The sequence below is a fragment of the Erwinia psychrophila genome, assembly GCF_039023475.1.
Taxonomy (GTDB): Bacteria; Pseudomonadota; Gammaproteobacteria; order Enterobacterales; family Enterobacteriaceae; genus Erwinia.
Genome location: NZ_JBCHVB010000004.1, coordinates 90,476 through 107,631, shown reverse-complemented (window position 1 = coordinate 107,631; position 17,156 = coordinate 90,476). Strand labels below are relative to the sequence as shown.

The following is a 17,156-nucleotide window of genomic DNA, read 5'->3' as shown; positions in this document are numbered from 1 at the left end:
AAAATTACGCGGTGCTGTAAAGAAGAAGATGATGCGGGCAGCACGGATGCCGCCCGCGTAACGCGACTACTTAGTAGAACGAGTGCTCGCCGCGCTGATGCTCGGTCAGATCGCGGACGCCCTTAAGTTCAGGGAATGCCACCAGCAGCTCTTTCTCAATGCCTTCTTTCAGGGTCACATCAACCATGGAACAGCCGTTACAGCCGCCGCCAAATTGCAGAATGGCGTAGCCGTCTTCGGTGATTTCCATCAGCGATACGCGGCCGCCGTGGCTGGCCAGCTGAGGGTTAATCTGAGCCTGTAGCTGATATTCAACGCGTTCAATCAGCGGCGCGTCGTCGTTCACCTTACGCATTTTGGCGTTTGGCGCCTTCAGCGTCAGCTGGGAGCCGAGGTTATCGGTAACGAAGTCGATTTCCGCATCGTCGAGATAGGGTGCGCTCAGCTCATCCACATAGGCCGTAAGCTTTTCAAATTTCAGTTCGGTATCGGTCGTTTCTACCGCATCAGGCGGACAGTAGGACACACCGCACTCGGCAGTTGGCGTACCCGGATTAATGACGAATACGCGAATTTGGGTGCCATCTTCCTGTTTCGACAGCAGTTTTGCGAAGTGCTCTTGCGCAGAATCAGTAATTCGGATCATGGCGATTGCTCAATAGTTGACTAAATCAGTTGGTTATAATACGCCCATCGCCGACGCTCTACAAGGTTCGGCACAGGCACCATACCTGCACGCTGGCCGCCCCGGCCGCCAGCAAAATGCGGCTCATCTCTCCGGCAGTGCTGCCGGTCGTCACCACATCATCTATCAGGGCGATATGCTGCCCTCTGACGTCGATATCAACCCTGAAGGCGCCGCGTAGATTCCTGCGGCGCGCCCGGGCGGTCAGATTATGCTGCACCGCTGTCTGCCGGACCGGCCTGAGGCCGGCGGGCACATAGCGACAGCCGAGCCAGTGGGCGAGAGAGCGGGTAATGCTTTCCATCTGGTGGTAGCCGCGCTTCCAGGCACGCTTTTTCTGTAAGGGTACAGTAAGTAGCAGATCGGGTCTGCGCAGCCTGTGCTCACGGCGCGCGCTAAGCCAGCTCAGTAACATCAGTCTTGCCAGCAGGGAGGAGAGTGCGGTAGCCCGAAAAAACTTCAGCCGTTTAACCAGATCGCGTATCGGTGGCTGCCAGTCACTGACGGCGACCATATGCTGCCAGGCGGGCGGATGCAGCAGGCAGCGGCCGCATTCCTGCTGCGATGTGGCCGCAGGTAGCCCGCAGCGGGGACAGCAGGTGGGAAGACGGGGTAAGTGACGCAGGCAGAAGCTACAGCAGCCGTGGTGCGCAAGGATCAGCGGCATCTGACATAGCCAACAGGCGGCGGGGATTGATAGCATAGCGGCCTCAGACAAAAACAGGACAATAACCCATGACTCAGCTTTACTGGCAGACAACAGGAGCAGGCGATCGCGATCTTGTGATGCTGCACGGGTGGGGGCTGAATGCGGAAGTATGGCGCGGCACGATTGACCGGCTCAGTCCGCATTTTCGCCTGCACCTGGTTGATCTGCCGGGGTATGGGCGCAGCGGTTCATTTCCCGCCATGACGCTGGATGAGATGGTTGCGACGCTGCTGCCTTACGCGCCGCCGAAGGCGCTCTGGCTGGGCTGGTCGCTGGGCGGACTGGTTGCCAGTAAAATGGCTTTACACCATCCGGAACGGGTCAGTGGCGCGATCGGTGTGGCCACCTCTCCCTGCTTTACGGCGGGTGAGGAGTGGCCGGGCATTAAGCCGGAAACGCTCAGTAACTTCCAGCAGCAGCTGAGCGAGGACTTTCAGCGCACCGTTGAGCGTTTTCTCGCCCTGCAAACGCTGGGCACCGAAACAGCGCGTCAGGACGCGAGGATGCTGAAAAGCGTGGTGCTTAGCCAGCAGGCGCCGGACGTTGAGGTGCTGAATGGTGGGCTGGAAATTCTGCGTACGGCCGATCTTCGCGAAGAGATGCTGGCGTTAACCGTGCCGCTATTAAGAATTTACGGGGCGCTGGACGGGCTGGTGCCGCGCCGTATTGTGCCGCTGCTGGACCAGGCCTGGCCCGGCAGTCAGGCCGTCATCATTGATAAAGCCGCCCATGCGCCTTTTATCTCTCACCCGGAAATATTTTGTCAGCAACTGATTGATTTCGGTTTGAAAACAACCGGCTAAATTTTACTCTCCGGCTGGCTATTTATCGGTTAGGGGCGATAATGAAGAGGGTAAGCAGGAACGCTTACCTTTTACCTCTGCGATGGTCAGGGAATCTGGCAGTACCCTCCCTGTAATCCCATCAAGCGACGGCTTATTTCTAACAACTATGCAGGAGTGTGTCTGATGAATATGTTTAAAACAGCTGTGGCCGGATTACTGGTTAGTGCGGTTTCTTTCGGGGCATTTGCCGCACAAGAAGTGACGAAAGAAGAAGTACAAACCATGAATCTTGAAAAAATCGGTACGGTGAATACAACGGCGGAAACCACTTCGCCAATGGATGCTAAAAAGGAACTTTCTAAAATGGCTGATGAAAAAGGCGGGAAATATTTCCTGGTGATTGCCGGCCGTGAGCATGGCAAATTCAGCGCCACAGCGGACGTCTATAAGTAAATCTCAGAAGCAGGCAGCGCTTTTGCTGCCTGCTTTTACCGCTTCAGCCACAGCCAGCCCCACGGCGCCAGCCGCACCGGCACGTCACCCTCCACCCGCTCATCATTGTTGATATTCCTGTAGCGCTGGTTTTCCGGCAGCGAATAGGTCATTTCCCGCCCGCTGAGGTTATAAATACAGAGCAGCGCATCATGCTTTTTGACCGGACGGCTTAAGACCAGCAGCGCATTGTCGCTCTCCAGCACTTCCATAGGATTATCGGGGTGAAAAGCGGGCTGCCGGATGCGCAGCTGGATCAGGGCGCTGAGGGCATGGTAAACGCGATGACGCAGCGATTTCCGATCGCTCAGGGCGGCTTCAATCTCACTGATGGCATATTTTTCCCGGTTAATCGCCCGGTTATGCCCCGCGACTTTTACCCCTTCCATATCATTCCGTGAACCCAGAATACTCTGTACATAAACCGCCGGAACGCCGGGGAAGGCGAGCAGCAGAGCGTGAGCCAGCATAAAGCGCTGAAGCCGCGTATCATCGTCGTCCTCTTTTTTATTCAGCGCGTCCATATAGGTGACGTTGATTTCGTAAGGGCTGGCGGTGCCGTCAGGGTTATTTTTCCACGAAATCAACGCGCCTTCGGCTGCCAGATCGCGCACCAGAGACACGATTTCGGTTTCCGGCAGGATCCCCCGTAGCGGATTCAGGCCAATGCCATCGTGCGAGGCGAGAAAATTAAAGAAGGTGGTTGTACCGCTGCCCACGCCCAGCGAGGCGGCCCACTGCTTCAGGGCACGGGCGGAACCATAATGGATAGCGTGCAGTACCAGCGGCGGCAGCGAAAAGTTATAGACCATTTGCGCTTCGTCACGCCCGTTACCCAGGTAGCTGATATTGTCTTTATGCGGGACGTTGGTTTCGGTGATGATCACCGTACCGGGCGCCACTTCATCAGCAATGGCGCGAAAAAGCTTCACCAGCTGGTGCGTTTTTTCAAGGTGAATGCAGCTGGTGCCGGGGGTTTTCCACATATAGCCGACCGCGTCCAGCCGGATATAGTCGGCGCCTTTTGCCAGGTAATCCAGCAGAACGTCAACCATGCTCAGCAGCACAAAAGGATTGGCGAAGTTGAGGTCTATCTGGTCTGCGCTGAAGGTCGTCCAGATAAACCGGGTGTCGCCGTCGGCCATCTCAAAGGGCGTCAGTAAAGGTGACGTGCGCGGGCGGGTAACGCCGCTCAGATCGGTGGCGGGAGGCATACTGATAAAAAAGTCATCCCAGCCGGGATCCATCGCCAGATAGTGCTTAAACCAGGCGCTATGAGAGGAGATATGGTTGCAGACAAAATCGAACATCAGGCGCGTATGCTGGTGCAGTTCGGCCACATCTGACCAGTCGCCGCAGATGGCGCTGACGTGATGATAGTCAATCACCGAGAAGCCGTCATCCGACGAATAAGGGAAAAAGGGCAGCAGATGGACGAGGCTGAAGCTGGACTGGAGGTGCTGTTGATAGAAACGGGAAAAGGTACGCAGCGTGGGGGCTTCGCTTTCGCGGAACTGATCGGCATAGGTTATCAGCACCACGTCTTTTTCATCCCAGTGCGCCTTGCGTGGGTGGGTTAAGGCGTCACGCGTTTCCCGGATGGCGTCAGACAGCCTCGCCCGACAGGTTTCGGGAAAAGTGCTGTCATAGATCTTATCGAGTAAAGAATTGATAATTTCCATTTTTATTGAGTGAGCCACCGCAATTATTCACAGCCACGTTAGCTTTCACTGTAGACCGTTGAAGCAATATCGCAACTTCAACGGCCTGCGATGTCAGCGTAAAAGCGGGCGTATCAGTGACAGCTGCCGCTTTTCGCGCACCCCTGACAGCGGTTTTCCGTCACTACCGTTTTGACCGCCAGGCGCTCAGGGGGCAGATGGATGTTTTTCAGCACTAACCAGACCAGCAGATTAAAGATGGCGACTGCCAGCAGCGTAATGGCGCTGTTTTGCGGGTGCGCGCTGAAGGTGGCACACTGATAGAAAAGGGTGGCCAGCGAGTACGCCAGGTTCAGGCCCCAGAGAATAGAGAACAGCATCCAGCGGCGGCTGCTTTCGCGGGCAATAGCCCCCATTACCGACACGCAGGGCACGTAAAGCAGCACAAAAATCAGGTAGCTGTAGGCGGCGGCATCGTTGACGAATTTGCTGTGCATCATGCCCATCGCGCCGCTGGCCATCTCGCCATCGCCTTTGCTGGCTTCAACAGGGTTAGAGAGGACGCTGAGACTGAACGTTTCCCGCACGCCCGCCCAGGTTTCCTTTAGCGCTTCGCTCAGCTCACCGGCCAGGCTGAAACTGTTCACATCGAAGGGCTCCTCATGCAGCGCTTCGGCGGTATAGAGCGTGTTCAGCGTACCGACAACCACTTCCTTCGCCATTGCGCCCGTGATCAGGCCCACCGTCGCCTGCCAGTTATCATCATGCACGCCCATCGGTGCCAGCAGCGGCGTTATCTGACGGCTCACCGTTGCCAGCGCCGATTCATCGATGCGGGATACCGGCTGGCCGCTGAAGGAGAAGCTGTTCAGGCCGCCGATCAGCATGCTGACCACCACGATCACCTTACCAGCCCTGAACACGAAGCTTTTCAGCCGCTGCCAGGTTTGCAGCAGCAGGCTTTTCAGGTGCGGGACGTGCCAGGTCGGTAGCTCCATCACAAACGGCGAAGCTTCACCGCGCATCAGCGTGTGTTTCAGCACCAGCCCGGTCAGGATCGCAGCGGCAATGCCAAGCAGATAGAGGCTGAATACCACCAGCGATCCGCGCTGGCCAAAAAACGCGGCGGCAAAGACGGCAAAGATAGCCAGCCGTGCGCCACAGGACATAAAGGGAGCCATCAGGACGGTCATCAGGCGTTCGCGCGGCGCATCCAGCGTGCGGGCGCCCATTACCGAGGGTACGTTGCAGCCAAAGCCGACAATCAGCGGCACGAAAGATTTGCCCGGCAGCCCCAGCGCCTGCATCAGGCGATCCATGACGAAGGCCGCCCGTGCCATGTAGCCCGAATCCTCCATCAGCGACAGAAACAGATACATCAGGCCAATTTGCGGCACCAGCGGCATCACGGTATTGATCCCGCCGCCGATGCCCTGCGCCAGAAACAGCGTTAGCGGCAGCGGAAAATGCAGCATGGCGCCAGCCCACTGCATGCCGTGAATAAAGAGCGCGGCGGAGCTGAGATCGAACAGAGGTTGCAGCGCACCGCCAAGGTTGATCGCCATAAAAAACATCAGGTACATCACGATCAGAAACACGGGAAGACCAAGCCAGCGATTCATTACCAGCCTGTCCAGCCTGGCGGAGAGCCGGTGCGGCGTTGCCCGATCGGGCAGGATAACGTGCTGGCAGATGGCTTCAATCGCCGCGTAGCGGGCGGTAACGATACGAAGCGGGTCATCCTGCTGACCCGGCAGTGAAGCGAGCAGCGCTGCCGCGTTTCCCACCTGTTCACGGCTATAGATATCGCCTTCCAGCGTTTGCAGCGCCAGCCAGCGCTTCTGCTGCGCCGTATAATGGGCCGGCATCGCCTCGCACAGCACCGCGACGTTACTCAGCACGTCGTCAGGGTAGCGCACCATCAGTTTTCCCGGCCGTGGGGAATAGCTGTCGATAGCCGCTTTCAGCTTATCGATGCCGCGCCCGCGGTTGGAGACCAGCGGCACGACCGGACAGCCGAGGCGTTTTTCCAGATCGGCAATATCTATCGTTATCTGCTGATTCTCGGCGATATCCAGCATATTCAGCGCAACAATGCAGGGTATGCCCAGTTCCTGGAGCTGAAGCGTCAGGTAGAGATTGCGCTCAAGATTGCTGGCATCCACGACGTTTACCACCAGGTCTGCCTCGCCGCTCAGCATGTAATGGCAGGCGATTTGCTCATCCAGGGAGGTTTGATCGGAAATGGTCGTCAGGGAGTAAGTGCCAGGGAGATCGACCAGCCGGACTTTATACTGACCGGTGGTAAAGGTGCCTTCCTTACGCTCGACGGTGACGCCAGCCCAGTTGCCTACGCGCTGCCGCGCGCCAGTGAGCTGATTAAAGAGCGTGGTTTTACCGGCATTAGGGTTGCCAATTAAGCCAATCGTGCAGGATTTCATGGTTATGCCCGCTCAAGCTGAAGGAAGGCCAGATCTTTTTTGCGTAGCATCAGGCTGACGAGGCGGGTATCGATCTGCACGGGATCGCCGAACGGCGCCACGCGTTTGACCTCGAAAATGGCACCCGGGAGCAGGCCGAGGGAGAGAAGTTTCTGGCGAAAGGCGGCGCTGACGTCTGGCGCAAAACGTACGATTTTGTAATGTTGCTTAGGAATGAGCTGCATAAATCCACCCCGGCGGCGATGACCGCACCGTGATAATTAACGGTGGAAATTATAATGAGAATGATTCTCGTGAACATTGATGCAGGACAATCTTTAATCCGGGCAAAACGGGGCGCACCGGATGGCGCGCCCCACAGAGAATTAACGCTTTTTACCGAAGGCCGCCGCAAGGGCATCGCCCATCGCGCTGTTATTGCTGACGGCAGACTGGGCCGCCGGACGGGCGCGCGTCTTGCCCTGAGCCGGACGTCCGCTTTCCCGCTCATTTTTGCCGCCGCTGCGGCGTGACTGGGTTTCGCCCGGCTGCTCATCAAGACGCATGGTCAGCGCAATGCGCTTGCGTTGCAGGTCAACTTCCATCACTTTCACTTTGACGATGTCGCCCGCTTTCACCACCTTATGAGGGTCGTCAACGAACTTATCGGCAAGCGAAGAGATGTGCACAAGGCCATCCTGATGTACGCCAATATCCACGAAAGCGCCGAAGTTAGTGACGTTAGTTACCGAACCTTCCAGTACCATTCCCGGTAGCAGATCGCTCAGGGTATCGATGCCCTCTGCAAACTGGGCGGTTTTGAATTCAGGGCGAGGATCGCGGCCAGGTTTTTCCAGCTCTTTAATGATATCGGTGACGGTTGGCAGCCCGAAACGCTCATCGGTAAAGTCAACCGCCCTCAGCGCACGCAGTCCGGCAGGATTCCCCATCAGCGCGTTCAGCGCTTCGCCGGTGGCGGCCAGAATACGCTGAACAAGCGGATAGGCCTCCGGGTGTACCGTAGAGGCGTCCAGCGGATTATCGCCCTGGTTAATACGCAGGAAGCCTGCGCACTGCTCAAAGGCTTTTGGCCCCAGGCGGCTCACCTTCAGCAGCTGCTGACGATTCTGAAAGCGGCCATTCTCATCGCGCCAGCTGACGATATTCTGCGCCATCATTTTGGTCAGGCCCGCCACGCGGGTCAGCAGCGGGACGGAGGCCGTATTCAGATCCACCCCCACGCCGTTCACGCAGTCTTCCACCACCGCATCCAGCTTCTTCGCCAGCTGGCTCTGGCTGACGTCGTGCTGGTACTGACCAACGCCGATCGATTTCGGGTCGATTTTGACCAGCTCGGAGAGCGGATCCTGCAGGCGGCGGGCGATAGAAACGGCCCCGCGAATGGAGACATCCAGGTCTGGGAACTCCAGCGCGGCCAGCTCGGAGGCGGAGTAGACGGAAGCGCCAGCTTCGCTGACGATCACTTTTTGCGCGTTGACCTGTGGGAACTGCTTCTGCACGTCGAGGAAAAAGCGTTCGGTCTCGCGGGAGGCCGTGCCGTTACCAATGGCAACCAGCTCCACATTATGGCGGGTACAGAGTGCCGCTACGGCCGCCGCCGCTTTCGCCGCCTGGCCGGTATGCGGATAAATCGTGTCGGTAGCCACTACCTTGCCGGTAGCATCCACGACCGCGACCTTCACGCCGGTACGCAATCCCGGATCGAGTCCCATAGTGGCGCGCATACCTGCCGGAGCCGCCATCAGCAAATCGTGCAGGTTGCGGGCAAACACGTTGATCGCTTCATCTTCAGCGCGCTCGCGCACCGTGCCCATCAGTTCGGTTTCCAGATGCAGCAGAACCTTGATACGCCACGTCCAGCTAACGACCGCTTTGCGCCAGCTATCGGCTGGTGCGTTGTTCAGGCGCAGGTTAAGGTGTTCCGTAATGATCTGCTCGCCCTGGCTCTCACGGGGCGGCTCGTCGAACTGCGGGTCGGCGTTAAGCGCCAGCTGCAATACGCCTTCGTTACGGCCGCGGAACATTGCGAGCGCACGGTGTGAGGGAACGGTGGCCAGCGGCTCATGATGATCGAAATAGTCGCGGAACTTGGCGCCTTCTTCTTCTTTCCCTTCCACAACGCGTGACGTCAGGTGGGCGTTCTTCCAGAGATAATTACGCACTTTCGCCAGCAGGGAGGCGTCTTCAGCGAAGCGCTCCATCAGAATATAGCGGGCGCCATCAAGCGCGGCTTTGGTATCCGCGACGCCTTTACCGGCATCGACGAAGCGGGCGGCCAGCTGCTCAGGCTCCTGCGACGGATCCTGCCACAGCGTATCCGCCAGCGGTTCAAGCCCGGCCTCAATAGCGATCATGCCACGCGTGCGGCGCTTCAGCTTATAAGGAAGGTAGAGATCTTCCAGCTCGGTTTTACTCTGGGTGGTGCTGATGGCGCTGGCCAGCTCGTCGGTCAGCTTGCCCTGGTCGTCGATCGATTTCAGAATAGCCTGGCGGCGATCGGCCAGCTCACGCAGATAGACGAGGCGGGTTTCCAGCTGGCGCAGCTGGGTATCATCCAGCCCGCCAGTCACTTCCTTACGATAGCGTGCGATAAATGGCACGGTATTCCCTTCATCCAGCAGGCGAACAGCGGCATCAACCTGTTCTGCCCTGGCGTGAAGCTCACTTGCAATTATGTGGCTCAGCGAATCTTTCATCATGGGTTACTTTATGGCTATAAGACAGCGGTCAGTTATACGGTTTGCAGGTCTGAATTGCCAGCGGCAGGCCGGTCAGATGCGCAATAACCGCGCGTTCAGGATGGGTTAATATAGTCAATATTAACGACATACCAGGTGGCTTCGCCTGCGGGCGTCAGTACGGTGGCAACGTCGCCAGCTTCCTTTTTTAACAGGGCTCGCGCCATCGGCGAATCAATCGAGATGTAGTCTTTGCGGCCAAAAATTTCGTCATAGCCGACGATGCGAAAGCGCTTCAGCTCGCCGTCATCATTTTCCACTTCCACCCAGGCGCCAAAAAAGACTTTGCCATCCTGCTGCGGGGAGTAATCGACGATGCGCAGCTGTTCGAGGCATTTGGTCAGGTAGCGTACGCGGCGGTCGATCTCCCGCAGGCGTTTCTTATTGTACTGATAGTCGGCGTTTTCACTCCGGTCGCCGAGGCTGGCCGCCCAGGTCACTTTTTTGGTCACTTCCGGACGTTCTGTGCGCCAGAGAAAGTCCAGCTCGGCTTTCAGTTTGTCGTACCCTTCGCGGGTAATCAGTTTGGTTTTCATCCGGCAACAGCCATCTCCAGTCAGACAATGGCCGTTATTGTAATCACTCTGGCTTTGTTATTCATCATCAGTGGGCGCTCCCCTGCCTGCGGCCCGCCATCTCTTTTTCACAATGAGGGGCAGGTCAGGAAAATCTTCAAACTATTGCCACGTTTTTTCCGTGTCTGGCGCTGACGGAAAGGGGAATACGCGGCCATGGCGTAGAGTGGCTGTCACAGACATTGCCGTCCGGCAGAGAGGGAGATTCTGAAGATGACGCATCTGAACGTACTGGAACTGGGAGCCGATCCCACAGCCGCAACGCTGTCTACCGCTGCGCTACAGCAGGCTATCGATCGCGCATTGCCTGGCGACACGGTGATGATCCCTGAGGGACGGTTCCTGACCGGCTCACTGTTTCTGAAAAGCGATATCACGCTCTGGCTGGCTGAAGGCGCGGTTTTACTGGGCAGCCAGCAGCTTGCTGACTATAAGCCCGTCTGGACCCGCGTGGCGGGCATTGAGATGACATGGCCCGCCGGCATCATTAATATCAACGGCTGTCAGCGGGTAATTGTTGCGGGTCCTGGCATCATTGACGGGCAGGGCAGCGGCTGGTGGCAGCGCTTCTGGGGAGAAGATGAACAGGGGGGGATGCTGGCGGATTACAGCGCGCGCGGCCTGCGCTGGGTGGTCGATTATGATTGCCAGCGTCCGCGCAATCTGGTGGTTTATCAGAGCGAACATATTACCTTGCGCGATTTCACCAGCCGGGAGTCCGGGTTCTGGAATATTCATCTCTGTTATTCCTCTGGAATTCAGCTGACGGGCGTTGTGGTCAGTAACTCTGCCGGACCAAGTACGGACGGTATTGATATCGACTCCTGCCAGCAGGTCACGGTCGCGCATTGCTCTGTATCCTGTAACGACGACAATATCTGCGTGAAGTCCGGGCGGGGTTTGCAGGCTCAGCAGCAGGCAAAAACGGCCAGGGATATTGTTATCCGCCACTGTGAGCTGCATAAAGGCTCCGGGATCACGCTGGGAAGTGAAACCTCCGGCGGCATTGAGAACGTGACCATTGAACACAACCGGTTTTCCGGCACGGGCGTGGGCTTTCGCATTAAATCTGCCCGCAACCGGGGAGGCTGGATAAAAAATATTGTGGTCCGCCATCTGACGATGACAAATGTGCGCTTTCCTTTCCTGATGCAGCTCAACTGGTTTCCGCAATACAGCTATGCCACGAACACTAATCCTGAGGATATCCCGCCGCACTGGCAGGCGATTATGCAAGGGGTGGAAGGTGAAGCGGGACTCACTGACGTCACGGATATTTTCCTCCACCATATTACCGCCACGCTGACGGAAGAGGTTTTTTCCCGCGCCTTTTTCATTGAGGGCTGCGAAGAGAATCCAGTCAGAAACATGGTGTTTGATGGCCTGTCTCTTCAGGCCAGAGAGTTCGGGAAAATTGCGGGCGTTGATCGTTTGCAGTTTAACGATGTGAAGGTGAGTAGCCCGGCTGTTACCAGGGATGAAAATGATATCTATGAACGCTAGCCGTTAACTGCCTGTCGCCGGGAAACGTCGCCTTTTTCCGGCGCGGAAAGCCCGCCGACGGCAATTGAGGCTTTTTTACGCGCCGTTCAGCGCCTTCAGGCATCCGCAATCGTGCTAAAAGATCCCAAAGCAGTCGCCTAAACAGAATGAAATATAAGGATAAGCTGCTGTTTAATATGCTTTGTAACAATTTCGGCTACAATATAAACCATTATTGACTGTTACATTCAGGCATCTTTTTTAAGAATAATGGTGCAGGCAATGGCGCCTTTGGGAGTATCGAAATGCAAGAAAATTACAAAATCCTGGTCGTCGATGATGACATGCGCTTACGTGCGCTGCTTGAGCGCTATCTGACCGAACAGGGCTTTCAGGTTCGCAGCGTGGCCAACGCCGAACAGATGGATCGCCTGCTGACGCGCGAATCTTTCCACCTGATGGTGCTGGATTTAATGCTGCCCGGCGAGGATGGCCTCTCAATCTGCCGCCGCCTGCGCAGCCAGAGCAATCCGATGCCGATTATTATGGTGACGGCGAAAGGCGAAGAAGTGGACCGCATCGTCGGGCTGGAAATCGGTGCGGATGACTATATTCCAAAACCGTTTAACCCGCGTGAGCTGCTGGCCCGTATCCGCGCCGTGCTGCGTCGTCAGGCGAATGAACTGCCGGGTGCGCCGTCTCAGGAAGAAGCGGTTATCGCTTTCGGTAAATTCAAACTGAACCTGGGCACCCGCGAAATGTTCCGCGAAGATGAACCTATGCCGCTCACCAGCGGAGAGTTCGCGGTGCTTAAGGCGCTGGTCAGCCATCCGCGCGAGCCGCTGTCACGCGATAAGCTGATGAATCTGGCGCGCGGACGCGAATACAGCGCCATGGAACGCTCCATCGACGTACAGATCTCCCGCCTGCGCCGCATGGTGGAAGAAGATCCCGCCCACCCTCGCTATATCCAGACCGTCTGGGGCCTGGGCTACGTGTTCGTGCCGGACGGCAGTAAGGCATGAAGCGATTCCGCTTCTCTCCCCGCAGCTCCTTTGCCCGCACGCTGCTGCTGATCGTTACCCTGCTGTTTGTCAGCCTGGTGACGACCTATCTGGTGGTGCTGAATTTCGCGATTCTGCCCAGCCTGCAACAGTTCAATAAAGTGCTGGCCTATGAAGTGCGTATGCTGATGACGGACCGGCTGCTGCTGGAGGATGGCACCCAGCTTGAAGTGCCGCCCGCCTTCCGCCGTGAAATCTATCGTGAGCTGGGCATTTCGCTGTATACCAACGCGGCGGCGGAAGAGAGCGGACTGCGCTGGGCGCAACATTATGAATTCCTCAGCCAGCAGATGGCGCAGCAGCTCGGCGGCCCGACGGACGTACGCGTTGAGGTGAATAAAAACTCGCCGGTTGTCTGGCTGAAGACCTGGCTGTCGCCCGATATCTGGGTAAGGGTGCCGCTGACCGAGATCCACCAGGGCGATTTTTCCCCGCTGTTCCGCTATACGCTGGCGATTATGCTGCTGGCGATCGGGGGAGCCTGGCTGTTTATCCGCATGCAGAACCGGCCGCTGGTGGAGCTGGAACACGCGGCGCTCCAGGTGGGTAAAGGCATTATCCCGCCGCCGCTGCGTGAATATGGTGCCTCCGAGGTGCGCTCAGTGACGCGGGCCTTTAATCAGATGGCGTCCGGGGTGAAGCAGCTGGCCGATGACCGCACGCTGTTGATGGCGGGCGTCAGCCACGATCTGCGTACGCCGCTGACCCGCATCCGTCTTGCGACCGAAATGATGGCGCAGGAAGATGGTTATCTGGCGGAATCGATCAATAAAGACATTGAAGAGTGCAACGCGATTATCGAGCAGTTTATCGACTATCTGCGCACCGGCCAGGAGATGCAGACGGAGCGCGCCGATCTTAACGGCGTACTGGGTGAAGTCGTGGCGGCTGAAAGCGGCTACGAGCGTCAAATTGAAAGCGATGTCATGCAGGAAGAGCTGATGGTGGAGATCAATCCGCTCTCGATCAAACGCGCGGCGGCCAATCTTGTGGTTAACGCCGCCCGCTATGGCAACGGCTGGATAAAAGTCAGCAGCGGCAGCGAGCTACAGCGCGCCTGGTTCCAGGTGGAAGATGACGGACCGGGCATCAAGCCCGACCAGCTTCAGCATCTTTTCCAGCCCTTTGTGCGCGGCGACAGCGCCCGCAGTACCAGCGGAACAGGTCTGGGACTTGCTATCGTGCAGCGTATTATCGACGCGCATCAGGGAACGCTGGAAATTGGCGAAAGCGAGCGGGGAGGGTTGCGTATTCGCGCCTGGCTGCCGCTGCCGCCGGGGATTGCGCTGCCGGCAGTGACAAGCTGAGGAAAAGGGCCGTTTTTGCAAACGGCCCTTGTTTTATAGCGCGGGTCCGGCCTGCACCAGGGCTGCGCCCGCTGGCGTATCCGTATATTTATCGAAGTTATTAATAAATCGCTGCGCCAGATCCCGTGCTTTGCTCTCCCATTCCGCTTCCTCCGTGTAGGTGTTACGCGGATCGAGGATGTGAGCATCCACGCCCGGCAGCGAGAGCGGCATTGCCAGGTTGAAAATGGGCAGGGTGGCCGTTTCCGCCTGAGTGATATCGCCGTTCAGGATCGCATTGATGATGGCGCGCGTATCCTTGATGGAGATACGTTTGCCGCTGCCGTTCCAGCCGGTATTCACCAGATAAGCCTCTGCGCCTGCTGCGGCCATGCGCTTCACCAGCACATCCGCATACTGAGTAGGATGCAGCGTCAGGAAGGCGGCGCCAAAGCAGGCGGAGAAGGTCGGCGTGGGCTCGGTCACGCCGCGCTCCGTTCCGGCCAGCTTGGCGGTAAAGCCGGAGAGAAAGTGATACTGAGTCTGCTCAGGCGTCAGGCGCGATACCGGCGGCAGCACCCCAAAAGCGTCTGCGGTCAGAAAAATGACTTTTTTGGCGTGTCCGGCTTTCGATACTGGCCGGACGATATTTTCAATATGATCGATCGGATAGGAGACGCGGGTATTTTCCGTTTTGCTGCCGTCGTCATAATCGACGGGGCCATCGGCGCGTACCACGACGTTCTCAAGCAGCGCGTTGCGGCGTATGGCCTGAAAGATTTCCGGTTCCGCCTGGGGGGAAAGCTTGATGGTTTTGGCGTAGCAGCCGCCTTCAAAGTTAAATACGCCGTCATCGTCCCAGCCGTGCTCATCATCCCCGATGAGCTTACGGCGGGGATCGGTGGAGAGCGTGGTTTTGCCGGTGCCGGAAAGGCCAAAGAAGATGGCCACATCGCCCTGCTCGCCGACGTTTGCCGAGCAGTGCATGGCGGCGATGCCCTTCAGCGGCAGCAGGTAGTTCATGACCGCAAACAGCCCTTTTTTCATTTCGCCGCCGTACCAGGTTCCGCCAATCAGCTGCATGCGTTCGGTCAGATTAAACGCAATGAAATTTTCGGAGTGTAACCCCTGCTGCTGCCAGTCAGGGTTGGTGCATTTGGCGGCGTTCATCACCACAAAATCAGGCACAAAGTCGCCCAGCGCGGCCTCATCAGGCTGGATAAACATATTTTTGACGAAGTGCGCCTGCCAGGCCACTTCCGTTATAAAGCGCACCGCCAGACGCGTATCCGGATTTGCACCGCACCATGCGTCAACCACGAACAGGCGTTTGGCGGAGAGCTGCCGGGTGACCAGCGATTTGAGGTCCTGCCAGATTTCCTGAGAAAGGGGCTGATTATCATTCTTCCCCTTACCCTGATCGTTCCACCAAAGCGTATCCCGCGTGGTTTCGTCGCGGACGATATATTTATCCTTCGGCGATCGCCCGGTAAAGATACCCGTATCGACGGCGACGGCGCCTGAAGCGGTAACAATACCGCGTTCATAGCCGCTCAGGCCTGGCAGGGTTTCTTCTCTGAAAAGGGTATCGTAATCGGGATTATGGACAATTTCGACCGTATCCATAATGCCATAAGCGACGAGGTCCAGCGGTGTCAGGTCACGCATGATACTGCTCCTTAATCGACTCTGTAATGCACCAGATTGTAGGGGATCTGTTTCCTTTAACCGTGACGGAACGCGGATTATCCTGTAACCGAAACGATCGAAGGCAGTTTACATTGGGTTAACGAGAGGGGAAGGAGAAGCGGGCAGAAATGAGAGGTGGCGCGCCATCCGCCCATCAGGGACGGATGACGCGTGAAAATCAGTGAAGCTGGTCGCTACCGCTGGCGGTGGATGCCTTACGGATCGCCGCAATATCCACGGCATCATAGATATAGTGGCTACCGCAGTAGTCGCAGTGCATATCGATTTTGCCATCTTCAGCGAGGATCTGATCGACTTCTTCGGCAGGCAGCGTGCGTAAAACTTCACCGCAGCGCTCGTGAGAGCAGGTGCACTTGAAGCAGACATCCTGCGGATCAAACAGGGTCACCTCTTCCTGGTTATAGAGACGCCAGAGCACCTCATTGGCCGGCAGTTCCAGCAGCTCTTCGGTTTTTATCGTTTCCGTCAGGGTCGCCAGATGCTCAAAATCATCCGGATTCGCATCCTGGGCAGGCAGTACCTGAAGCAGAATACCGCCGGCACCTTGCTGACCGCTGACTTCGCCGGTACGGATAAACAGGCGCGTTGGCAGCTGCTCTGAACGCATGAAATAGTCCTCCAGGCATTCGGCCAGCGTCTCGCCTTCCAGCCCGACCACGCCCTGATAACGTTCACCTTCAGTCGGTGAAATGGTGATCACCAGGTAGCCGTTGCCCACCATCTCTTTCAGGCTGCTGTCGTCGGCGATGTCGCCCTGCGTTCGCGCCACGCCGCGCATTTCCTGACGGTTGTTGCCGTTGATGACCGCCAGATTCAGCGGGCCATCACCCTGAAGCTGAACGGTAATATCACCGTCGAATTTCAGCGTGGCGGTCAGCAGGCTGGTGGCAACCAGCAGCTCACCCAGCACCTTCCGGACCGGCGCAGGATAATCATGGCCGTCGAGGATGTCGCGCCAGGTGGCAGAGACGGAAACCAGTTCGCCACGTACGGCATAGTTTTCGAACAGGTAACGGTGCATTTGGTCTTGATGAGCCATAATTCTCTCTCGTAGGGACGCTTTACGCGTCGCCGGAATTTTTAAATTTCATTAGGTCTCGTCGCTCTTTTTTATCAGGGCGACGATCGGGATGCGGCATACTGAGCGCGTTTATTTTTCGCGCTGCCGCTATTTTTTCCCGTTTCTCAATGCTTTGAGCCGTTTCGGCATAGAGCTGCTGCGCCTCCACGGCGGGCCGGCGCTGGCCGCTGATCGCCTGAACAACCACCGTACGCTCGTCGTTACCCTGACGTAACGTCAGTTCAGCATCCACTTCGACGATTTTGCTGGGTTTGCTGCGCTGGCCGTTGTAGTGAACCTTGCCGCCTTCGATCATTTCACGCGCTGCCGCACGGGTTTTATAGAAGCGAGCGGCCCAGAGCCACTTATCCAGCCGGACCGCGTCTGCAGGTTTCTCTTTCATCGCTGCTCCTTTCCGGGAATCCCCTTATGTATGGGTTGCACGCCAGAAATCAAGGGCGCTTTTGT

General features: G+C 57.2%; 15 protein-coding genes. 5 read left to right on the top strand and 10 right to left on the bottom strand.

The genetic code is table 11. The features are described from left to right. Window positions 1–70 precede the first annotated feature (70 nt). Together nfuA and gntX are read right to left on the bottom strand one after the other, a co-directional pair. Window positions 71–646: a Fe-S biogenesis protein NfuA gene (nfuA, locus tag AAH446_RS11635; RefSeq protein ID WP_342906854.1), complete on the bottom strand. Its 576-nt coding sequence runs from the start codon at window positions 644–646 to the stop codon at window positions 71–73. A gap of 58 nt (window positions 647–704) precedes the next feature. After that, on the bottom strand, window positions 705–1,388 hold the full coding sequence (gntX, locus tag AAH446_RS11630; protein ID WP_342906853.1) for a DNA utilization protein GntX: 684 nt from the start codon (window positions 1,386–1,388) through the stop codon (window positions 705–707). A gap of 32 nt (window positions 1,389–1,420) precedes the next feature. Here gntX and bioH point away from each other — a divergent pair, with 32 nt between their 5' ends. Together bioH and AAH446_RS11620 are read left to right on the top strand one after the other, a co-directional pair. Then, window positions 1,421–2,197 carry a pimeloyl-ACP methyl ester esterase BioH gene (bioH, locus tag AAH446_RS11625; protein WP_342906852.1) on the top strand — a complete coding sequence of 259 codons (777 nt, stop codon included), beginning with the start codon at window positions 1,421–1,423 and terminating at the stop codon, window positions 2,195–2,197. Window positions 2,198–2,362: 165 nt separating this feature from the next. Continuing rightward, window positions 2,363–2,632, top strand: coding sequence for a YdgH/BhsA/McbA family protein (locus AAH446_RS11620; protein WP_342906851.1), 270 nt, complete (start codon window positions 2,363–2,365; stop codon window positions 2,630–2,632). A 35-nt stretch (window positions 2,633–2,667) separates the two neighbouring features. Here AAH446_RS11620 and AAH446_RS11615 read toward each other — a convergent pair whose 3' ends face one another. From AAH446_RS11615 to greB, 5 genes are all read right to left on the bottom strand, one after another. Beyond that, entirely contained in the window at window positions 2,668–4,353 is a 1,686-nt protein-coding gene (locus AAH446_RS11615) for a sugar phosphorylase (protein ID WP_342906850.1), read from the bottom strand. Window positions 4,354–4,466: 113 nt separating this feature from the next. Further along, a complete protein-coding gene (feoB, locus tag AAH446_RS11610) occupies window positions 4,467–6,773 on the bottom strand; it encodes a Fe(2+) transporter permease subunit FeoB (protein ID WP_342906849.1) in 2,307 nt (768 codons plus the stop codon). Between the two features lie 2 nt (window positions 6,774–6,775). Beyond that, entirely contained in the window at window positions 6,776–6,997 is a 222-nt protein-coding gene (gene feoA / locus AAH446_RS11605) for a ferrous iron transporter A (protein ID WP_342906848.1), read from the bottom strand. A gap of 141 nt (window positions 6,998–7,138) precedes the next feature. Then, a complete protein-coding gene (locus tag AAH446_RS11600; protein WP_342906847.1) occupies window positions 7,139–9,472 on the bottom strand; it encodes a Tex family protein in 2,334 nt (777 codons plus the stop codon). A gap of 95 nt (window positions 9,473–9,567) precedes the next feature. Then, on the bottom strand, window positions 9,568–10,047 hold the full coding sequence (gene greB, locus AAH446_RS11595) for a transcription elongation factor GreB (protein WP_342906846.1): 480 nt from the start codon (window positions 10,045–10,047) through the stop codon (window positions 9,568–9,570). Between the two features lie 252 nt (window positions 10,048–10,299). Between greB and AAH446_RS11590 the strand changes: the two genes are divergently transcribed. The 3 genes from AAH446_RS11590 (at window position 10,300) to envZ (ending at window position 13,939) form a co-directional block, all read left to right on the top strand. Further along, on the top strand, window positions 10,300–11,589 hold the full coding sequence (locus tag AAH446_RS11590) for a glycoside hydrolase family 28 protein (RefSeq protein WP_342906845.1): 1,290 nt from the start codon (window positions 10,300–10,302) through the stop codon (window positions 11,587–11,589). 284 nt (window positions 11,590–11,873) lie between these two features. Continuing rightward, window positions 11,874–12,593: an osmolarity response regulator transcription factor OmpR gene (ompR, locus tag AAH446_RS11585; RefSeq protein ID WP_001157751.1), complete on the top strand. Its 720-nt coding sequence runs from the start codon at window positions 11,874–11,876 to the stop codon at window positions 12,591–12,593. Then, window positions 12,590–13,939: a two-component system sensor histidine kinase EnvZ gene (gene envZ, locus AAH446_RS11580; RefSeq protein ID WP_342906844.1), complete on the top strand. Its 1,350-nt coding sequence runs from the start codon at window positions 12,590–12,592 to the stop codon at window positions 13,937–13,939. Before ompR ends, envZ begins: the two co-directional genes overlap by 4 nt. Window positions 13,940–13,972: 33 nt before the next feature. Here the strand turns inward: envZ and pckA are convergent, their stop codons facing one another. The 3 genes from pckA to hslR all read right to left on the bottom strand — a co-directional run bounded on the left by pckA (window position 13,973) and on the right by hslR (window position 17,091). After that, complete coding sequence (pckA, locus tag AAH446_RS11575) at window positions 13,973–15,586, bottom strand: phosphoenolpyruvate carboxykinase (ATP) (protein WP_342906843.1); 1,614 nt, start codon at window positions 15,584–15,586, stop codon at window positions 13,973–13,975. A gap of 199 nt (window positions 15,587–15,785) precedes the next feature. Beyond that, window positions 15,786–16,667, bottom strand: coding sequence for an Hsp33 family molecular chaperone HslO (hslO, locus tag AAH446_RS11570; protein WP_342906842.1), 882 nt, complete (start codon window positions 16,665–16,667; stop codon window positions 15,786–15,788). A gap of 22 nt (window positions 16,668–16,689) precedes the next feature. Next, window positions 16,690–17,091 carry a ribosome-associated heat shock protein Hsp15 gene (gene hslR, locus AAH446_RS11565; protein WP_342906841.1) on the bottom strand — a complete coding sequence of 134 codons (402 nt, stop codon included), beginning with the start codon at window positions 17,089–17,091 and terminating at the stop codon, window positions 16,690–16,692. Between the last annotated feature and the right edge of the window lie 65 nt (window positions 17,092–17,156).

What these genes read in the sequence shown, in the direction of transcription:
- AAH446_RS11620 (WP_342906851.1), top strand. Translation starts at nt 2,363, where the DNA reads ATGAATATGTTTAAAACAGCTGTGGCCGGATTACTGGTTAGTGCGGTT.
- ompR (WP_001157751.1), top strand. Translation starts at nt 11,874, where the DNA reads ATGCAAGAAAATTACAAAATCCTGGTCGTCGATGATGACATGCGCTTA.
- hslO (WP_342906842.1), bottom strand. Translation starts at nt 16,667, where the DNA reads ATGGCTCATCAAGACCAAATGCACCGTTACCTGTTCGAAAACTATGCC.
- bioH (WP_342906852.1), top strand. Translation starts at nt 1,421, where the DNA reads ATGACTCAGCTTTACTGGCAGACAACAGGAGCAGGCGATCGCGATCTT.
- hslR (WP_342906841.1), bottom strand. Translation starts at nt 17,091, where the DNA reads ATGAAAGAGAAACCTGCAGACGCGGTCCGGCTGGATAAGTGGCTCTGG.
- feoA (WP_342906848.1), bottom strand. Translation starts at nt 6,997, where the DNA reads ATGCAGCTCATTCCTAAGCAACATTACAAAATCGTACGTTTTGCGCCA.
- nfuA (WP_342906854.1), bottom strand. Translation starts at nt 646, where the DNA reads ATGATCCGAATTACTGATTCTGCGCAAGAGCACTTCGCAAAACTGCTG.
- AAH446_RS11600 (WP_342906847.1), bottom strand. Translation starts at nt 9,472, where the DNA reads ATGATGAAAGATTCGCTGAGCCACATAATTGCAAGTGAGCTTCACGCC.
- feoB (WP_342906849.1), bottom strand. Translation starts at nt 6,773, where the DNA reads ATGAAATCCTGCACGATTGGCTTAATTGGCAACCCTAATGCCGGTAAA.
- pckA (WP_342906843.1), bottom strand. Translation starts at nt 15,586, where the DNA reads ATGCGTGACCTGACACCGCTGGACCTCGTCGCTTATGGCATTATGGAT.
- greB (WP_342906846.1), bottom strand. Translation starts at nt 10,047, where the DNA reads ATGAAAACCAAACTGATTACCCGCGAAGGGTACGACAAACTGAAAGCC.
- AAH446_RS11615 (WP_342906850.1), bottom strand. Translation starts at nt 4,353, where the DNA reads ATGGAAATTATCAATTCTTTACTCGATAAGATCTATGACAGCACTTTT.
- envZ (WP_342906844.1), top strand. Translation starts at nt 12,590, where the DNA reads ATGAAGCGATTCCGCTTCTCTCCCCGCAGCTCCTTTGCCCGCACGCTG.
- gntX (WP_342906853.1), bottom strand. Translation starts at nt 1,388, where the DNA reads ATGCTATCAATCCCCGCCGCCTGTTGGCTATGTCAGATGCCGCTGATC.
- AAH446_RS11590 (WP_342906845.1), top strand. Translation starts at nt 10,300, where the DNA reads ATGACGCATCTGAACGTACTGGAACTGGGAGCCGATCCCACAGCCGCA.